Genomic DNA, 18,633 nt, shown 5'->3' on the forward strand with positions numbered 1-18,633 from the left:
GCAGGAATATGGCGCACGGTGGTCGAAATGAAGCGAGCCATTTTGAGGCTGGGAGACACGACAACGGCCGGGGGTCATGTGCTTGAGGGAATTGATCGTTGCTCCCACCAAGGTGTAGCGAAGACATTTATCGGTGCGAGGATATGGTGTCCAGTCTGCAAGACTGAGGGGGTGATTGGCTGGAGGGGCCCTCATCGAACTTCAATCATGATGGGCAAGCAGCAGGCACTGGACGGCGATATCTGCATCTGCAAGTGTGACCCGCCGCCCGTATGCCTGGCGTCGCAAGACACTGCATGGCATACGTTCACCGATGAAGAGGTAGAGAACTACGGCGAGAGCCGGACTGCGAGCGCCACGGCGCAAAACGGTGCCGCTCTTTTTCGGGCAAGTCCAACTGGTCGCCTTGATGGGAACGAAGACGAATCTCCGTACCCAGCTGCTGCCACCAACAATGTGCAGCCTGCCGATTGTTCGTATCTGGACGGAACCAAGGGCCGAATCGATGCGCCGGCCGACTTTTACAGGCACACCAACAACGTAGTTGTTTCGGCAGGCAAGCCCACCACTTTCGATTTCCCTGGGGGTGGTGCAGGTCCTGCAACGCTGTACCAAACGACGGTTGACGGGCACTCTCTCGATATCTACACGCCAGTGCACGGCCCCGCAGACGGTTTTTCCGTTCCGGACGGCACGGCAATTGCCAAGTCGCTGGAAACCATTCCATCTCGACAGCTTCAAAATCTCAGCAATGTTTCCGTCAATCCGGAAGCAAATCCGCAAGATGCACTATGGCAAAAAATCTACAACAAGCCCGATTTTTTGTCAGCCGCTACCGCGAGCATCAATCAGGGAATAGCCTTCTATCCGTGGAGGGGATGGACCACAATCCCCCAGCAGTACATAGACAGTACGATGCTCCACGAAACCGGGCACCTATGGAGCGAAGCATTATGGGCCGACCAAACAAAGAAACAGCAATGGCTCGACGCGATTGCGAGCGATGGTCGGGCGCCTTCGGACTACGCGCGCAGCAATGCGAACGAGGACTTTGCGGAGACATCGAACATGTACTGGTCAAGCAAAGGAACGCCCTGCGAAGCAGAAGGCCGCAAACGCTATCCGGCCCGATATGCTTATTTTGATTCAATAACAAAATGAAGCGACTAAAGCGTATTGCATTAGCGTTGTCTTTCATACTCGGCGCGTGCACCAACACTCAAAATACTGGAGCCGGCAATATGAGTAACAAAATTCACGGTGCGCAAGATCCATCGCGCCCTCACCCCGGCACGATCACAGCCAGGTTTGCCTGGAACAATTCAGTTGAGTATTGGGAGGCTTCGAAACTCCCGGAATCCTTCACCTTCCGTTGTTACGACAAGGATGGAAATCCAACGTCGCGACATCAGGCGGCATGGTGTGTACCCGTCGTGGAAGTGGTAACGGTTTCCATGGACGATAACGGTAACCCCGTAGCACCCAAGGAAGCTGCGTCAATTTCAAATTCCGTTTACGGCCCCGATCATACCTTCCTGGAGCACACGTCCTCTGCACCGAAACAGCCGCGCTGACGCGCGGTTTCGCTCCGGCTGCTGCAATGGCGGCCGGAGCGAAAGTAGTCTATGCCATCACGTCTGTTCAGCAATCCCGCATCGCCTCGATAAGCGCGCGCTTGGCCGGATTATCGAGGTCGGTGTAGGCGAGCCCGATGCCGGCCCGGTGATCGCGCAGATCGAGTGGACGCGCCACGACTTTCGCCGGCAAGGCCATGGCCGCCTCGGCCGGGATCACGCCGATACCCATGCCCGCCGCAACCAATGCCAGCATGGTCGTGAATTCGCCCAGTTCCTGAACGACCGTGAGATCGGCGCCGCCGAGCTTTAACGCAACGAGCAATTCGTCGTGAAAACCGGGGGCATACCGGCGCGCGAGCACGAAAGCGGGACAGCCTTGAAGCTCCGCCGGCTGGATCAGGGCTTGCGCCGCCAGAGGATGGTCGTCCGGAAATGCGACGACAAAGGACTCCTCGAGAACCACCTGAATTTCAAGGCCCGCACTCGCCACGGGCAGCCGTATCAGCCCGAAGTCGAGCTTGTTTTCGTGAAGGCCGGCGACCTGGTCGGGCGTCGGCATGTCTTTCAGTTCGAGCGTCACTAGCGGGTACCGCTCGTGCATGGTGCGAACCAGCATGGGCAAAAGCTTCGGCAGCACCGACGACACGAAGGCGATCCGCAGCGTGCCGATTTCCCCGCGCGCCGACTGCCTCGCGGTCTGCTCGGCACGCAATGCTTGATGCAGCGTGGCGCGGGCCTCCGGAAGAAAGAGCCTGCCGGTTTCGCTCAGGGCAACCTTGTGGCGGTCACGCTCGAGCAACCGGACTTCGAGTTCGTCTTCTAGCGCCTTGATCTGCATGCTCAGTGCGGACTGCACGATGCACAGGCGCTGCGCCGCCCTGCCGAAATGCAGTTCCTCGGCGAGCACAACGAAGGCTCGCAGATGCTTCAGTTCCATGGCCACTCTCCTGCCCGCGGGCGCGTCAACGCGGTTATCACGAATCATGATAACAGTGTCATGAAAGACCATTGGCGCGATTGCCGCGGTTCGAGTGAACTACGCATATCGGAGACAACACAGGTGCGCGCGGTACGCGCCAAAAGCCATGAGCGAAGTATTGAAGCATTTCAGCCTGAACGGACGGCGCGCCCTGATCACCGGCTCCGGGCGCGGCATCGGCCTGGCGCTGGCACGCGGGCTGGCGCGCGCCGGCGCCGCTGTCGTCATCAATGACCGGGTCGAGCGCAAGGCCGCCACCGTCGCGGCGCAACTGCGCGATGAAGGCCTCGACGCCGATATCTCGGTTTTTGATGTGACAAGTCGCGAAGCCGTTTCAGCGGCGGTCGACGCGATCGAGCAGCGCATCGGCGCGATCGATATTCTTGTGAACAATGCCGGCGTCCAGCGCAGGGCTCCGCTCGACACCTTCGCGGCCGACGATTGGAGCGAGCTGCTGCGCGTCAATCTGGACGGCGCGTTTCACGTTTCGCAGGCGGTCGCGCGCCACATGTTGCCGCGCGGGCGCGGGAAGATCATCAACATCTGTTCGGTACAGGGCGAGTTGGCGCGGCCCGGCATCGCGCCGTATGCGGCGTCCAAGGGCGCCATCCGCATGCTCACGAGGGGCATGTGCGCGGACTGGGGCGGCCGCGGCATTCAGGCCAACGCGCTCGCGCCCGGCTACTTCGAGACCGAACTGAACCGCGCGCTCATCGACGACCCCGACTTCTCTGACTGGCTTTGCAAGCGCACGCCAGCGGGCCGCTGGGGCCGGGTCGAGGAACTGTGTGGGGCCGCGGTGTTTCTGGCGTCGCCCGCGTCGGACTTCGTCAACGGGCAAACGCTCTTTGTCGACGGCGGCCTGACCAGCGTGGTGTGACCAGCGTGGCGTGAGCAGCGTGGTGTGAGACTGGCCGCGCGCTCAATTCCGGCACTTCACGATGCCATCACTGCCGGCGGGCGTGGCGATTTCGCCCGATTTTCTCCCGCTGGCAATCAAATCATTCGCAAGCAGATCATTCGAAACGAGGAACACGAACATGGCAACACCGGGCAACGTACGCAGGAACGTCGTGGCTTTTCGCAAGCTTCCGGATGACCTGCTCGAACGCATCCAGACGCGGCACGAGGTGAGCGTTGCCGACCCGCGGCGCGCCGACGAGTTGCCGCGCTTTCGCGAGCTGCTGCGGGACGCGGACGGACTGATCGGATCGAGCTTCAAACTGGGCGCGGAAGATCTGGCGCGCGCGCCGCGTTTGCAGGTGATTTCGAGCATTTCGGTCGGCGTCGACAACTACGACCTCACTGGCCTCAAGCAGCGCGGCATCACGCTGTGCCATACCCCCGGCGTGTTGACTGAGACCACGGCGGATACTGTTTTCGCGCTGATCATGGCCACCTCGCGGCGTCTGGTCGAACTGTCTAACCACGTGCGCGACGGCAAGTGGACCCGCAACATCGGCGAAGACCTGTTCGGCTGGGACGTCCACGGCAAGACGCTCGGCGTGCTCGGCTTCGGCCGCATTGGTCAGGCGGTGGCGCGCCGCGCCGCGCTCGGGTTCGGCATGCCGGTGGTGTTCCACGATCCGTTCGACGTGCGCGTGCCGCAAGCGCTCGCGGGGCACGCGGTGCGCGCCTCGTTCGAAGCCGTGCTCGAGCAAGCGGACATCGTCGCGCTGACCCTGCCGCTTTGCGACGAAACACGCGGCCTGATGGACGCCAACGCATTTGCGTCGATGAAGCGGGGCGCGATTTTCGTGAACGGCTCGCGTGGCGCGATCGTGCGCGAGGACGCGCTCCTTGCCGCGCTCGACAGCGGCCACCTGCGCGCCGCCGGACTCGACGTGTTCGCCGTCGAACCGCTGGCGCAGGATTCGCCGCTGCGCACGCATCCGCGAGTCACGCCGTTGCCGCACATCGGCTCGGCAACGCACGAAACGCGCCGCGCGATGGCCGAGCTTGCGACCGAGAACCTGCTGCGCGTGCTCGATGGCGAAGCGGCCATCTCCGCATTCGACCTTTCAACGATTTAACCCGACCATGCCCCATTCCATTCCAGCGCTGTGCGGATCGCTTGCCGGCCAGCCATTCACGTTCAACGTCAAGGTGCACAACGCCGCCTATCGCGTGCTAGGCGTGGACTATACGTTTGTCAGCTTCGGCGTCGAGGACATTGCGGGCGCGGTCAACGCGATGCGCACGCTCGGCATTCGCGGGCTGAACGTCACGATGCCGCATAAGCAAACCGTGATGGCCCATCTCGATGCGCTCGACGAGACCGCGCGCGCAATCGGCGCGGTGAACACCATCGACAATCGCGACGGGCGGCTCACCGGCTACAACACGGACTGCGAGGGCGCCGTGCGCGCGCTCGAAGAAGTCACGTCGCTGGCCGGCCGCCGCATCGCGCTGCTCGGTGCGGGCGGAGCCGCCCGCGCGATCGCGTGGGGCGTGCAACGCGCTGGCGCGCACGTGACCGTATTCAATCGCACTGTGTCGCGCGCCCGCGCGCTGGCCGAGGACTTCGGCCTGACCTGCGGCGGCGATCTGGGCGCGTTCGATCCCGCCGGCTTCGATGGCGTGGTCAATGCGACTGCAGCGGGCTTTCGCGCGCCGGATGTCAATCCGTTGCATGCGCAACAACTTGCACCGCATCTGTTCGTGATGGATGCGGCCTTTATCCCCGTGCGTACGAAGCTGATACGCGATGCCGCCGCCATCGGCTGCCGGGTGGTCGATGGAACGCGCATGCTGTTGCATCAGTTCTGCGGCCAGGTCGAACTCTATACCGGCAAGCAGGCGCCCATCGACGCGATGAGCGCCGCCTTGCTCGACGAAATCGCCCGGGTCGGCTAGCCGGGGCGTCGCGTAACGAAGCAGCAAGACGGAGCCAGAGATCCAGCACCTCGCATCAAGACGAGGGCGGATCATGACCTGCTCCGAAGCAGCACCCAATCTGGAGGAGACGAGATGAAGCACCCCCATACCATCGCCGCTGCCCCGAGCTTCGGCCAGAAGCACGCCGACCTGCCCCGCCAGGCGGTCAGCACCGCCGACCTGTACCGCGCGGCATGGGCCGCATCCCTTGGCAGCGCGCTCGAGTACTACGACTTCGCGCTGTATAACCTCGCTTCGGCGCTGATCTTCGGGCCGCTGTTCTTCCCGACGAGCGATCCCGGCATCGGACTGATCGCAAGCTTCGGCGCGTACTTCCTCGGTTTCGCCATCCGCCCGGTGGGCGGCATCATCTTCGGCGCGCTCGGGGATCGCTATGGGCGCAAGTTCGTCCTCACGGCGACGATCCTTTTGATGGGTCTTGCAAGCACGCTGATCGGCCTGCTTCCCACCTATGCCAGCGCCGGCATCTGGGCGCCTATCCTGCTGGTTGGCTGCCGCTTGTTGCAGGGACTCGGAGCGGGCGCGGAGCAAGCAGGAGCCGCGGTGCTGATGGCCGAGTACGCGCCTGCGCAACGTCGCGGGTACTTCGCGGCCTTGCCGTTCATGGGCGTGCTGCTCGGCACGGTGATGGCGGCCGCGATCTACTTCGCGCTGGTACGCGTCGAGGACCTTTCGCAGAGCTGGCTCTGGCGCGTGCCGTTTCTGCTCAGCGCCGTCATCATTGCAGTGGCGGTCTGGATTCGCCTGAAGCTCAAGGAGTCGCCGTCTTTCGCGAGACTCGAAGCGCGCAAGCAGGTCAAGGACAGCCCGTTGAAGCATCTCGTCAAACATTCGAAGCCGGCGCTCCTCAAGGTGATCGGCCTGCGGATGGCGGAAAACGGCGGGTCGTCGATCTATCAGTCGCTCGCCATCAGCTACATGGTGACGGCAACCGGGCTCAAAGGACCGATCGGGCCGGTGGCGCTGCTGCTCGCGGGCATTTCGGGCGCGCTCGTCATTCCGTTCGCCGGCATGCTGAGCGACCGGTTCGGACGCGTGCCAGTCTACCGCGCCTTCGCTGTCTATCAACTCGTGCTGGCCTTCCCGACCTGGTGGGTGCTGAGCCTCGGCAATGCCACCGCAAGCATCGCGATGCTTTGCGTCACGCTGGCCGGTGTCTGGGGCATGTTCGCGACTCAGGGTGCGCTGCTTCCGGAACTCTTCGGCGCACAACACCGTTACGCCGGCGTCGCGGTGGGCCGCGAAATGTCGGCGGTCATCGCTGGCGGTGTGGCGCCGCTCATCGGCGCATCGATCATCGCTTGGGCGACCGCGCATTGGGGTGGCGCGCAAGGCACGATTCTGGCGTGGATTCCGCTTGCGGCGTATGTGGCGGTCCTCAGCCTGATCGGTGTGTGGACAACCTTCCACACGCCGGAAACGCGCGGCCGCGACCTCGATGATCTGCAAGACGCTTCGCAAGAGCCGGCCGCTTCGGGTGAGGCGCGCGCGGCGCGCTGATCTCGGCGGCCGCGACGTCGTGGACCTACCTGATCTTGCGCATGCTGTCGCAGCAAAGCGAGCGTTACCGGCGCCTTGCCGTTCTAGTGAACCTGCAAACAGGAAGCTTTCAGACCACGACGCCCGCGAAGCCGCCTCGCTTCAAAACGCGCCGCTGCGCGAATCGGCGCCCTTTTGATAATGACGGTTGGTCTGTTGCGGATTGCGGTTCACCAGAGGTCGCGCGTAAAGCGGATGATGCAGACTCCGCACTTCGTGTTCGAGTTCGAAACAGCGCGCACCGGACTCCGGATTCACGATGCTGGCAAAGCGGAACTGGTGCGGTTCTTCGCGATAAGCCACGCCGTGCGCGGCCAGACGCGCATACGGCCCGGAAAAGCGAGCGGCATAAATAGCGATGTGATGCCCGTCGTATTCCGGAATTGCGTCCTGCGTTTCCGCATATAGCAGTTGCTGATGCGTGCCGATGTCGATCACCGCGCACGGCAGTCCGCCGTGGTCCTTCACGTCCACGGGCGTGCCGAAAACATCGTGATAGAAGCCGGCAATCCCGGCAGCACTGCCGACCGGAACGTCGAGCTTGACGAACGCCATTCCCAGATCGATTTTCGACCAGGGCGCCGAGGCCGGCCGGCGCTGGGGGTCGAGGCAGTGATAGCGATTCCCCCACGGACAGGTCACTTCGACGTGGTCCGTGTGTTCGGTCCAGCCGAACCGGGTATTGCCGAGCAGGGGCGCAACCGCCTGCAATCGCGCGACGAGCGCATCCCGCTCGCCGACCACGATACCGACACTGCCGCGTAGACGCTGCGCTTTTCCAGTCGGCAAATGAATCTGCGATCGACCGATATTGATCCACATATTGTCGACACCGGTCATCATGAACGGGTCGCGCGTGAGCCCAAGTCCGCTGACGTAAAAGGCGGTGGCGAGAAGCGGGTCGGGAACCCGGAGATTGACGTGCTCGAGCAGTACCAGGTTACCTGTATCGTCGTCTGTGTAGAGGTGATCCATGGGGTCTACGTTGCGATCCGGGGCTTTCGAAGCATTCAGATTCGCATGTTTGCGTCGCTCCGTCGAGTCAAACCGATCTTGCGTGATATGACGAACTCGATCACCGGCGCTCGAACATTGCGCGCTCATTGCTCGACGACAAGAACGCGGCGACGGCCCGCAGAACGCGTGTCCGGATACCTCCTGCAACGATGCAGGCAACGCACGCTCGTCTAACAAATTATTCAATCGAAAGCTTATTGAAGGGATAGGAATGGTGATTAAACCGGCCCACCCAGGAACATCACCTAGATAAATCTGATTGACGAGTCCTATGTCGTCTGACAACAATAACAAGCGCGATCGAGCCGGCCGCGACGGACCGATCGACTGATCGGTCCGTCGCAAAACCGCGCACCTCCCGTTCGCACCAGCGCCGCCTCGCGGTCCATGGCCGCCAGGAATCCAGCCGCCCTCCCAGCAATACAATAAGGAGTACAAACTCAATGGCAACGCACGATCAAGAGGACACCCCGCTCCCCATGGCCCGCACCGCTGCGCCCGCCTCCCCCGGCCGCCGCGCATTCATGGCCTTCGCGGGCGCATCAGCGGGCGCCAGCCTCCTGGCGGTCAGTCGCGGGGCGGCGGCGAACTCCATGCTTTCGATCGCGTCCACTCCGCCAGGCCTGTCTTCGGCAAACCCCGGCCACCCTGCCGCGCAAGACCCGATCTGGGGCCCGGGCGGCCAGGCCACGGTCATCATGAAAAGGCTGGGCCACGTCGATCGCGCGCTGTTCCCCCACGCCGAATTTCACGTCATGAGCTATGGCGCGCGCACGCTCCCCGCCACCGCGTTGCTTGCATCGACCGCGTGGCCGGGCGGCAAGATTCCATGGGTGACCGGCGGCACCGAGCAAGCCGCGCACCCGACCAGCGACCTTCAAAGTCCCGGCTCGGGCGTGATGGTGCCGTGCGACTACACGGGCACGCAGTACGACTCGTGCGCCGCGTTCAATGCCGCGATCGTCGACGCGAATCGCGCCGGCGGCGGCCGTGTGGTGGTGCCGGCGGGCAACTGGTATTGCGGCGGTCCAATCGTGCTCTTGAGCCATGTGAACTTCCACCTGGAATCGGGCTGTACGATTTATTTCAGCCCGAACCCGGCCGATTACGCCAAACACGGCCCGTACAAAACGGCGAACGGCAATCTGTATCACACGCGCTGGCAGGCCAACGATTGCCTGAATTTCGGTTCGCCGGTCTATGCCTTCGGCCAGACCAACATTGCCCTGACCGCTGACGACAACACCTGCGTCCTGAACGGTCAGGCGATGACACCGATGCAGTTGAGCAGCCAGCCCCCCACCTCATGCTGGTGGACCTACAAGGGCAGCAGCAACACGTATGGCTGCGCCGGTTCATCGACGCCGTCGCAGGCTTATGCGAATCCAAACAACGTCGCACTGACCAGCCTCCCTGCGTCCCTGATCCAGAATCCCCAGGCGAACGTGAACTTCACGAATCCGGCTGGCATGACGACTTCGCTGATGGACCTGCTGACGGGCACGGGCTGGAACCAGGACCAGAACTATCTGCCCGCGCTCTCCGAGTTGCGCGTGCCGGTCGAGAACCGCATCTTCGGCAACGGCCACTACTTGCGCCCGTGCATGGTCGAGTTCATTGGCTGCAAGAACGTGCTGATGCAGAACTACCACACGCAAAACACGCCGTTCTGGCAGCACCATCCCACCAACTGCACAAACGTGGTGATCGACGGCGTGTTCGCGGACAGCGTGGGCCCGAATAACGACGGTTTCGATCCGGACGCGTGCGACCATGTGCTGGTGCAAAACGTTCAGTTCAATACCGGCGACGACTGCATCGCGATCAAATCGGGCAAGTACCTCGACACCCAGTACGGCCCGATGCAGAACATCGTCGTACAGAACTGCACGATGCAAAGCGGCCACGGCGGCCTGACGATCGGCAGCGAAATGAGTGCGGGCGTGCGCAACGTCTACGCCCGCAATCTGACCATGGAGAACAAGAACTGGGCGACCAATCCGCTGAATATCGCGCTGCGGTTCAAGTCCAACATGAACCGCGGCGGATACATCACCAACGTCTGGATCAATGGCGTGACGCTGGCCAACGGCGTAAACCTCGCCGGCAAGTACGGCGGCGGCGCGCTCGGCGCCGCGATCAGTCCGATCACCGGCCAGGGCACCACGGGTCTCGCGAAAAATCCGTCCACCGGCCAGGGCGGCGTGATCACGTTCGACTGCGACTACAGCCCGGCCGGCGATGCGGTGCGCTGGACGCCTTCGGTCATCAGCAACATCAACATCACGAACGTGACTGCAAGCAACGTGTCGGGCGCGGTGTCGTATTCGATGCCATCGGGGTTCATCGCCGGATCGAACTCCTGCTTCCAGGCCATCGTCATGCAAGGCCCGGAGGCGGTCGACTACAACGGCCCGCAGCCAATGCCGAGCGTGAGTCCGATCAGCGGCGTCACGATCTCGAACTGCAACCTGGGCAACCCGGTATGCACGGGCGCGGTGCCGACCACCCCTTCAACGTCCGCGGCGGCCGCGCCGGGTCCGGTCTTCGCGAGCAATGTGAGCGGAATCACGCTGACCAATGTGGTGATCGCCGGCACGACGTACAACACGTCGCTGAGCGCACCGGCGACCTGAAGTCCGGCGCCCCCGGCAGGCGGGCCGCGCTCGATGGCAAGGCTTATCAGCGCGGTTGTATGAACGACATGCGCGGCGCGATGGTGCCGCCGCGCACACGGCTTGATAGGATCGGTCCTTAACGCATATAGCGCACAAACCGCACTCGCCTCGCGAACATCGATCTTTACGAACGTTCCCGGATTGGATCGGTGCATGAAACCGGAGGCCGTCGAAGCGTGAACCAGATCTTGCATATCGAGTGCAGCCCGCGCGGCGACGCCTCGGTCAGTAGCCAGGTGACGCGCTACGCCGTCGAGTCGCTGCTGGGCGAAAACCCCGACGCACGCGTGCTGCGGCGCGATCTCGGCAACGCGCCGCCGCCACACCTGAGCGCGGAATTCGTCGACGCCATGCTGATCGCGCCCCATGCGCGCAACGCCGCGCAACACGACGCCCTCGCGCTTTCGGAAAAATTGATCGCCGAACTCGAATTGGCCGACGTGGTCGTGATGGGCACGCCCATGCACAACTACGGCGCGCCTTCGGGGCTGAAAGCCTGGTTCGATCACGTCATGCGCCTCGGGCGCACCTTCACCATGACCGCGCAGGGCAAGATCGGCTTGCTCAGGGACCGCCCCGTGATGGTCGCGGTCTCCTCGGGCGGGCTCTTCACCTGGGGCGGCGCCGCGCGCCAGCCCGACTATCTCACGGGCTACATTCGCGCGGTGTTCGGGACCATCGGCATACGCAATGTCGAGTTCGTCACCGTCGAAGGCATCAGAAACGGCCCCGAGCAGCAAGCCATCATGCTCGCCAGCGCGCGCCGCTGGATCGACGCGAATATTGTCGCGCTCAAACGCAGGCAGCCACGGGGCATTTGAGCGCCTGGCCTCGCCGCACAACCGTTTTACCTTACCCACTCTCCGAAATGGAGCCTTCATGCCGGAACGTATTTCGTTTGGACAACTACCTACTCGCATGCTCGAAACCGTGCTGGGCGTCGAGCAGTATGTGAACACCGCAGGCCTCGACTTCAAGCTTCTGGAGCTGGTCCGCGCGCGCGTTTCGCAACTCAACGGCTGCGCGTATTGCCTCGACCGCCATATCAAGGAAGGGGTTCATGCGGGGGAGGATCCGCTGCGCTTCAATCTGCTGCCGGTCTGGCATGAGACCCCGCACTTCTACAGCGCGAAAGAGCAGGCTGCGCTGCGCTGGGCCGAGGCGCTCACGCTGATCAGCGAGAACGCCATCGACGAAGAACTCGTCAAGGCGACTTACGAACATTTCGACCGCAACGAACTCGCGAACCTGACGCTGGCAGTTGCGCAGATCAACACGTGGAACCGGCTCGCGAAGCCGTTTGCGTGGGAAGCGGGGGTGTTTCAGGCGGGTTGAGGCTTGCCCCCGCTTACTTGATGCGAACCACCTGCCCCGTGGGCGCCGGAGGCGGCGCCTCCGGCTTGGCCAGCGGCTGCAGCGCCTCGCGCAGCGCAAGCCCCTGGCGGCGCTCCCTGTTGCCAAGACAGAAACCTTCCAGCGTGCGGTAATGGCCTTTCATGAGTGCCTGCGCCCGCTGCACCGCGCCCGCCTGCATCAAGTCGATGATTTCCTCGTGATCGCGGCACAGATGGCCATGATCGAAACCATCGTAATGAAACGAGGTGAACAGGCGCTCCTGGGCGATCAGGCTGGCATGGATGCCTTCGAGGGTCCGGTTGCCGGCCATCTGCACGATCAGCAGATGGAAATCGGGCCCCAGGCGGTATTCGAGGTCCACGTTCTCGCGCTGGTGCGCGACGCGTTGCTCGCTCACATGCTGCCGCAAACGCTGCACATCCGCCGCCGTCATCGTGCCGGCGAACTTCTCCATGGCCGCGCATTCGATCATCGCCAGCGCTTCGAACGTCTCGTGAATCTCGAACTCGGTGGGCTGCGCAACCGACGCGCCGCGATTGTGCTCGATGCGCACGAGCTTGCTTTGCGAGAGACGGATCAACGCCTGGCGGATCACCGTTCTGCCCACACCAAAGATTGCAGCCAGTTCGGTCTCGCCTAGTCGCGTGCCCGGCGAAAGACGCTGCAGCAAGATCGCGTCCGTGATCGCGTCAATCACGGCCTGTGTCGACGTTTCCTTCATTGCGGCAGCCCTCTCCCATGCGCCATCTCTACCAAGATGGTTCGCATATTAGCACCCATGGCATACGTAGGGGTATACCATGTTTCCTATTTCAATAGATTGCATACAATAATTCGTCATCGCATGCGAATCTGACAATTTCACAGGAGGCACGATGACAGAAACCCCGATTACTCGCGACAGGACTTATCTCAGGCATTTCTGGCACCCCGTCTGCACCGAGCGCGAGCTCGCGGCCGCCGACCCTTCGGGCAACGGTCCGATGGCGGTGCGCCTGCTCGGTGAAGATCTCGTGGTAGCGCGTCTTGGCGAACGCGTGACGGCGATGGCCGACCGCTGCGCACATCGCTGCGCCAAACTGTCGAAGGGCAAGGTGGAGCACGATCGTCTGACCTGCCCTTATCACGGCTGGTCGTACGATGCATCGGGGGCTTGCCGGCATATCCCGGCGTGTCCGGATCTGCCGATTCCAGGCAAGGCGCGCACGCCCGCGTTCGAATGCGAAGTCAGGTATGGGATGGTCTGGGTCCGGCTCGACAGCAGTTATGGCTGCACGGAAATCCCGCGCTTTTCCGACTGGGAGCGTGAGGGCATGCGCGTGATCGTGGCCGACTCCTACGTCTGGCAGACCTCGGCCGAGCGCCGCTGGGAAAATTTCACCGACTTCTCCCACTTCGCATTCGTGCATCCAGGCACGCTGTACGACGCCGCCTATGCGCGCCCGCCTGTTGTGCCGGTCGACCGCAGCAATGGTGAGTTGTGCTTCGAAATCGAGCCCGCACGCGAAATGCTCGCGAGCCTGCCCGATAATTCCCCGCTCGGCACATTCGTTTATCGCTGCACGATGCCGTTCACAATCAACCTCGAAATCGAACTCTACCGACGCCCTGGGCGCTACGTCCTGTGGACCACGTCGTGTCCCGTCGACGACGCCACCTGCCGCAACTTCATGATCGTCGCGCGCTCGAGCGCGGACGAAGCCGACCCGGAAGCGGAAGATGCCGTGCATCTGGCGTTCCAGAAGCAGGTGCTTGGCGAAGACCAGCCAGTCATCGAATCCCAGACGCCGGCCGGCCCTATCGCCGAAGAGGTGTCGGTGGTGACCGACAAGGTCTCGATCCAGTACCGCAAGTGGCTGCGCGAGCTGGCGTCGGCGGCGCAAACGGGCGCTGCCTCGTTCGATGCCTGCCTGCACACCGACGTGATCGACCGTCGCCCCGCGCCCGTGGCGCACGCCGACCTTCGGCTGAATGCACAGGAGCAGGCCCAATGAAGAAAATGTTTCCCCTCGCCTGCGCCGGACGAGGCGTTCAGCCCTCGTCGATGAGCGCTCCTGTGAGCGAGCAGGAATTGCCCATCATGGAGCAGTTTCGGCTCGTGGCCGAATCGGGATTGTGGGACTTCTTCGATCGCATTCCCGAGGATCATCAGTTCGCCGACTATGAACGCGCGATCGAGAAATACGGTATTCCCGTGCTCTCCGGCAGCTGGACTTATCAACTGGGCCGCGACGAGCCGGTGATCGAAGCGAATCTCAGGCGCAGCCAGCGCATTGGTGCGAAGTATCACAACCTGATGGTCTGGGCCCGCCATCACGACGGGCATCTGATCACCAACGACGAAGTCGTGGATTCGTACCTGCGCGCATTCGATCTCGCCGATAAATTCGGAATCGACATCACCTATGAGGTGCACGTCGATATGTGGTCCGAACAATTTCCGCGCGTCGAGGAAGTGGCCGACGCGGTCGAGTCTCGCGGCGTGCCGTTTCGCTTCTGCATGGACTATAGCCATTGCATCTTCAAGATCGAGAACGAAGTGGAGCAGGCCGTCTCGGGCATTCGCGGCAATCCCGGCGAGATTCAGCGGCTCGATCCGTTCGATCCGGATAGCTACTGCGACCGCTGGCTCGAACGCAACATGGTCCGCTGGACCCAGGTGCGCCCCGCCGCGCCCAATGGCCCCCGCAACTGGTGGGCCTTCGAGAGCGGCCCATTCGACGGCATGGCCTGCGAGCGGCCCGGACGCGGCATCCAGTATCCGTTCAGGCGCCCCGCGCCGGGCGAATGGCATACCGACATGTGGCATGCGCACAAGCTCGCCTGCACCATGGAAGTCGTGCGCAAGGTCATCGACCACTACCTGAGCACCGACGACGACGCCATGCGGATCATGACCATCGACAACATCAATCTGTCCGCCTATGGCGTCGGCTGGAAATACGACATGTTCGCCGATAGTTGCGCGGTGGCGCGCGCGGTTCGCACGCTTTATGCCGAGCGCGCGGCCATCTTCGAGTCGCGTCGCCTGGCCTCGTCCGCGCAGGAATGGGTCGACGCCCACCGCTGTCCCGCGCCCCTGAACTGATCGCGTCCCGCTGACTTCCAGCGTGCCCATCGCCGCACGCGGGCACGCTGTCGCCCGCGTCGCGAGCGCCATGCCGGTCCCGCTTCCATCACAGGTCAAGCCCTTTGGAGTCTCCCATGAACGACACGATTCATCCGGTCGACGAGAAGCTGCCGCTCTCGCGCCTCAGTATTCTCGGTCTTCAGCATCTGCTCGCGATGTACGCCGGCGCGGTCACGGTCCCCCTCGTGCTCGCCGGCGCCCTGGGGTTAAGCAAGGAAGCCACGGTGGCGCTGATCAACGCGGACCTGATCGCCGGCGGTCTGGTTTCGATCGTGCAATCGCTCGGTCTCGGCATCTTCGGCATCCGCTACCCGATGATGATGGGCGTCACCTTCGTCGCCATCGGGCCGATGATCGCCATCGGCATGAATCCCTCACTGGGTTTGCAGGGCATCTTCGGCTCCGTAATCGTGGCGGGCATCGTTGGCTTGCTGGTCGCACCGTTGATGGCGCGTCTGCTGCGTTTCTTTCCACCCGTGGTCACCGGCTCGGTCATTCTCGTGATTGGCGTGTCGCTCATGAGCGTGGGCATTCACTACTCTGGCGGCGGCTACGGCATACCCGACTTCGGCCGGCCCGCGTATATCGGCATTGCGGCTTTCGTGCTCGTGGCGATCGTGGCCATCAGCCGCTACGCGAGCGGGTTCGTCGCCAATATATCGGTACTCCTTGGCATCGTGCTGGGCTTCGGTCTTTCGGCGGCGGCGGGATTCGTCAAGCTCGACGGACTGGCGAGCGCCCCGTGGTTCGCGATGATCCGGCCGTTCCAGTTCGGCTGGCCGCGCTTCGACTTGGTTGCGTGCGTGTCCATGTCGCTCGTGATGCTCGTCACGCTGATCGAGTCGATGGGCGGCATCTTCGCGCTCGCCGACATCATCGACAAAAAGCCGACGCGTGCCGATATCGTTCTCGGGCTGAGAACCGACGGCCTCGGGGCGATCGTGGGCGGCATCTTCAACACCTTTCCGTACACGAGCTACTCGCAGAACATCGGCCTCGTGCACGTGAGCGGCGTACGCAGCCGCTACGTTTGCGTGGCCGCCGGCGTGCTCATGATCCTACTGGGCTTCGTGCCGAAAGTCGCGTTCATTGTGGCTTCGATCCCTCACTTCGTGCTGGGTGGAGCGGCTTTCGTGATGTTCGGCATGGTCGCCGCGAATGGCGTGCGCATCCTGCAGTCGGTGGACTTCCGCAGCAATCGCCACAACCTGATGATTGTCGCGGTGAGCCTCGGCGTGGGCATGATTCCCATGGTCGACGACAAGTACTTCGCCATGTTCCCCGCCGATATCGGCACGCTGCTCAACAGCAGCATCGCGCTGTGCGCCGTGTCCGCCATCGTCCTCAATTACTTTGCGAACGGCGCCGAGCCGCTCGCCGCCGTCGAAACCACGCTAAAGGAAGGCGCGAACACGTCCCACTGATTCCGTCTCGCAACCCGTTCCTGTCCATAACATCAAGAGATACCCGATCATGAGTACGATTCCTGTTGTCGTGCGCAAGAAGTGGCCTGTTGCCGCCGATATCGTTGCACTCGAACTCGCTGACGCGCATGGCAAGCCACTGCCGCCGTTCACGCCCGGTGCGCATATCGATGTGCATATTCCGTCCCGTCAAGCCGGTCGAGATTTCGTGCGGCAGTATTCGCTGTGCAACGCGCCCGGTGAAACCGACCGCTACATTCTCGGCGTGAAGCGCGAGCCCGACTCGCGGGGTGGGTCGAGCGCGGTCCACGCGGAAGTTCACGAAGGACAAACGCTCCAGATCAGCTCGCCGAAGAATCACTTCGCGCTTCATGGCGATGCCTCGCGAGCGGTGTTGTTCGCGGCCGGCATTGGCATTACGCCATTGCTCGCCATGGCGCAGGCGCTCTTGCAGGAGCGCCGCGCCTTCAGCCTCCATTACTTCACGCGCTCGCCCGAGCATATTGCGTTTTCCGGGCAGCTCCAGGCGCTGGAGTCGATGGCCGGCGCCTTGCACATCCACACCGGCGCATCGGTCGAGGGAACGGCGCAGGCTATCTCCACCGCGCTGCACGGCATCGATCCTTCGTCGCACGTCTACGCGTGCGGCCCGGCGCCTTTCATGTCGATGGTTCAAACCTGTATCGACGATCGATTGCCCTCGACTCAGTTCCACGTCGAGCATTTTTCCGCGCCCGCGAGCGAGACCACCGGCGATGCCTTTTTCGAAGTGATTGCCGCGCGAAGCGGCGTGCGCTGCGGCGTGGCCCCGGGTGAAAGCATCGTAGGCGCCTTGCGCCGGCACGGCATAGAAGTCGAGGTCTCGTGTGAGCAAGGCGTTTGCGGCACCTGCCTCACGCACGTGCTGGCCGGACAGCCCGATCATCGCGACGTCTACCTGTCCGAAGCGGAGCGGGCGGCCGGAAAGCAGATGACGCCGTGCTGCTCCCGTTCATTGAGCGCCGTGCTGGAGCTCGATATTTGAGCCGGCCAGCGGCGTCGGCCGCCGGCTCGCGATTGCGCATCCCTACTTTCGCCGCCGCGCGCCGGAGGAGGCCAACATCGCGAGATCGATCACCGGCGCGCCCTGCTCGATCAGGAAATCGCGAAACAAGCCAGTCACCTGCGAAATGCGCCGGTCGGCCAGCGTCACCACATACCATTCGCGTTCAACCGGGTTGCCCGCGAACGGCAGCTCCTTCAGCAGCCCGGCGCGCAACTCCAGCGCACACGCATGACGCGATAGAAACGCCACGCCGAGCCCGGCTTCGGCCATCTGCTTGATGGCCTCGTTGCTCGATAATTCGGACCCCACATGAAATCGATGACCCGAGGTCTTGAAGAGACTTTCGACCGTCGTTCTCGTGCCCGCACCGCGCTCGCGCACCAGCAGGTGCGCCGACTCCAGATCCTTCATTGAAATGCGCTTGCGCTGCATGAGCGGATGCTCGGGCGCGGCGACGAACACCATCGGATGCTTCGCGAATTCGGCGGCGTGAGTGCGCAGTTCCTTGGGCGGGCTGCCCATGACCGCGAGGTCGATTTCATGCGTGGCGAGCATGCGAATGATTTCCTCGCGATTGCCGACCTTGAAGTAGGTCTTTACATGCGGACGCGTCGCCGTGAATCGGACCAGCAGCGGCGGAATCAGATATTCGGCGGTCGTGATCGCGCCAATGCGCAAGGTTCCGCCCAAATCCCCCTTCAAGGCCGCTACTTCGTCGCTCGCTTCTCGCCAGAGATGCAGGATCTCGCGCGCATAGCGGCCCACGATTTCGCCGGCCGTGGTCAGCTCCACGCCCCGGCCCACCCGTTGCAGCAACGCCGCGCCCACCGCTTCCTCCAGCAGGCGGATCTGCAGCGAGACAGCGGGCTGCGTCAGATGCAGTTCCTGCGCCGCGCGCGACACGCTCCCCATACGCATGACCATGTCGAGCGCCTTGAGTTGCCGGAACGTGGCCGCCTTTCCTATTAGTGAAAGCATATGAGTCGCCTA

Annotated in this window: 17 protein-coding genes; 13 read left to right on the plus strand and 4 right to left on the minus strand. The window is 63.0% G+C overall.

What is annotated here, in order from left to right; all coding sequences use genetic code 11:
- Window positions 1-27 precede the first annotated feature (27 nt).
- Both HV773_RS13135 and HV773_RS13140 read left to right on the plus strand, forming a co-directional pair.
- On the plus strand, window positions 28-1,161 hold the full coding sequence (locus HV773_RS13135) for a PAAR domain-containing protein (protein ID WP_129563571.1): 1,134 nt from the start codon (window positions 28-30) through the stop codon (window positions 1,159-1,161).
- 80 nt (window positions 1,162-1,241) lie between these two features.
- The gene (locus HV773_RS13140; protein ID WP_129563572.1) at window positions 1,242-1,574 is read left to right on the plus strand and encodes a hypothetical protein; all 333 of its coding nucleotides are present in this window, start codon (window positions 1,242-1,244) and stop codon (window positions 1,572-1,574) included.
- A 67-nt stretch (window positions 1,575-1,641) separates the two neighbouring features.
- On the opposite strand, the gene HV773_RS13145 is transcribed toward HV773_RS13140, so the two are convergent.
- A complete protein-coding gene (locus HV773_RS13145) occupies window positions 1,642-2,514 on the minus strand; it encodes a LysR family transcriptional regulator (protein ID WP_129563573.1) in 873 nt (290 codons plus the stop codon).
- Between the two features lie 148 nt (window positions 2,515-2,662).
- Here HV773_RS13145 and HV773_RS13150 point away from each other — a divergent pair, with 148 nt between their 5' ends.
- The 4 genes from HV773_RS13150 to HV773_RS13165 all read left to right on the plus strand — a co-directional run bounded on the left by HV773_RS13150 (window position 2,663) and on the right by HV773_RS13165 (window position 6,954).
- Window positions 2,663-3,436: a glucose 1-dehydrogenase gene (locus HV773_RS13150; RefSeq protein ID WP_129563574.1), complete on the plus strand. Its 774-nt coding sequence runs from the start codon at window positions 2,663-2,665 to the stop codon at window positions 3,434-3,436.
- A 160-nt stretch (window positions 3,437-3,596) separates the two neighbouring features.
- On the plus strand, window positions 3,597-4,589 hold the full coding sequence (locus HV773_RS13155; RefSeq protein WP_129564416.1) for a 2-hydroxyacid dehydrogenase: 993 nt from the start codon (window positions 3,597-3,599) through the stop codon (window positions 4,587-4,589).
- Between the two features lie 7 nt (window positions 4,590-4,596).
- Window positions 4,597-5,412, plus strand: a complete 816-nt coding sequence (gene aroE / locus HV773_RS13160) for a shikimate dehydrogenase (protein WP_129563575.1) — start codon at window positions 4,597-4,599, stop codon at window positions 5,410-5,412.
- A gap of 114 nt (window positions 5,413-5,526) precedes the next feature.
- Complete coding sequence (locus tag HV773_RS13165; RefSeq protein WP_129563576.1) at window positions 5,527-6,954, plus strand: MFS transporter; 1,428 nt, start codon at window positions 5,527-5,529, stop codon at window positions 6,952-6,954.
- Window positions 6,955-7,095: 141 nt separating this feature from the next.
- On the opposite strand, the gene HV773_RS13170 is transcribed toward HV773_RS13165, so the two are convergent.
- A complete protein-coding gene (locus tag HV773_RS13170; protein WP_246282277.1) occupies window positions 7,096-8,187 on the minus strand; it encodes a VOC family protein in 1,092 nt (363 codons plus the stop codon).
- Between the two features lie 266 nt (window positions 8,188-8,453).
- On the opposite strand from HV773_RS13170, the gene HV773_RS13175 reads away from it, so the two are divergent.
- From HV773_RS13175 to HV773_RS13185, 3 genes are all read left to right on the plus strand, one after another.
- A complete protein-coding gene (locus HV773_RS13175; protein ID WP_246282278.1) occupies window positions 8,454-10,646 on the plus strand; it encodes a glycoside hydrolase family 28 protein in 2,193 nt (730 codons plus the stop codon).
- Between the two features lie 218 nt (window positions 10,647-10,864).
- Window positions 10,865-11,509 carry an FMN-dependent NADH-azoreductase gene (locus tag HV773_RS13180; RefSeq protein ID WP_160113475.1) on the plus strand — a complete coding sequence of 215 codons (645 nt, stop codon included), beginning with the start codon at window positions 10,865-10,867 and terminating at the stop codon, window positions 11,507-11,509.
- Window positions 11,510-11,567: 58 nt separating this feature from the next.
- Window positions 11,568-12,023 (plus strand): carboxymuconolactone decarboxylase family protein, encoded by a 456-nt coding sequence (locus HV773_RS13185; protein ID WP_160113476.1) that lies wholly within the window; start codon window positions 11,568-11,570, stop codon window positions 12,021-12,023.
- A gap of 13 nt (window positions 12,024-12,036) precedes the next feature.
- On the opposite strand, the gene HV773_RS13190 is transcribed toward HV773_RS13185, so the two are convergent.
- Window positions 12,037-12,765 (minus strand): GntR family transcriptional regulator, encoded by a 729-nt coding sequence (locus tag HV773_RS13190; RefSeq protein WP_129563580.1) that lies wholly within the window; start codon window positions 12,763-12,765, stop codon window positions 12,037-12,039.
- A gap of 154 nt (window positions 12,766-12,919) precedes the next feature.
- Here HV773_RS13190 and HV773_RS13195 point away from each other — a divergent pair, with 154 nt between their 5' ends.
- The 4 genes from HV773_RS13195 (at window position 12,920) to HV773_RS13210 (ending at window position 17,622) form a co-directional block, all read left to right on the plus strand.
- Complete coding sequence (locus HV773_RS13195; RefSeq protein WP_129563581.1) at window positions 12,920-14,038, plus strand: aromatic ring-hydroxylating oxygenase subunit alpha; 1,119 nt, start codon at window positions 12,920-12,922, stop codon at window positions 14,036-14,038.
- Window positions 14,035-15,132, plus strand: a complete 1,098-nt coding sequence (locus HV773_RS13200) for a sugar phosphate isomerase/epimerase family protein (RefSeq protein WP_129563582.1) — start codon at window positions 14,035-14,037, stop codon at window positions 15,130-15,132. The genes HV773_RS13195 and HV773_RS13200 overlap by 4 nt, the downstream gene beginning before the upstream one ends.
- A gap of 116 nt (window positions 15,133-15,248) precedes the next feature.
- Window positions 15,249-16,598, plus strand: coding sequence for a nucleobase:cation symporter-2 family protein (locus HV773_RS13205; protein ID WP_129563583.1), 1,350 nt, complete (start codon window positions 15,249-15,251; stop codon window positions 16,596-16,598).
- Between the two features lie 49 nt (window positions 16,599-16,647).
- Entirely contained in the window at window positions 16,648-17,622 is a 975-nt protein-coding gene (locus HV773_RS13210) for a PDR/VanB family oxidoreductase (RefSeq protein ID WP_129563584.1), read from the plus strand.
- A 42-nt stretch (window positions 17,623-17,664) separates the two neighbouring features.
- Here HV773_RS13210 and HV773_RS13215 read toward each other — a convergent pair whose 3' ends face one another.
- Window positions 17,665-18,621 (minus strand): LysR family transcriptional regulator, encoded by a 957-nt coding sequence (locus HV773_RS13215; RefSeq protein WP_175195298.1) that lies wholly within the window; start codon window positions 18,619-18,621, stop codon window positions 17,665-17,667.
- Window positions 18,622-18,633 lie beyond the last annotated feature (12 nt).

Source organism: Paraburkholderia caffeinitolerans (genome assembly GCF_902859945.1).
Taxonomy (GTDB): domain Bacteria; phylum Pseudomonadota; class Gammaproteobacteria; order Burkholderiales; family Burkholderiaceae; genus Paraburkholderia; species Paraburkholderia caffeinitolerans.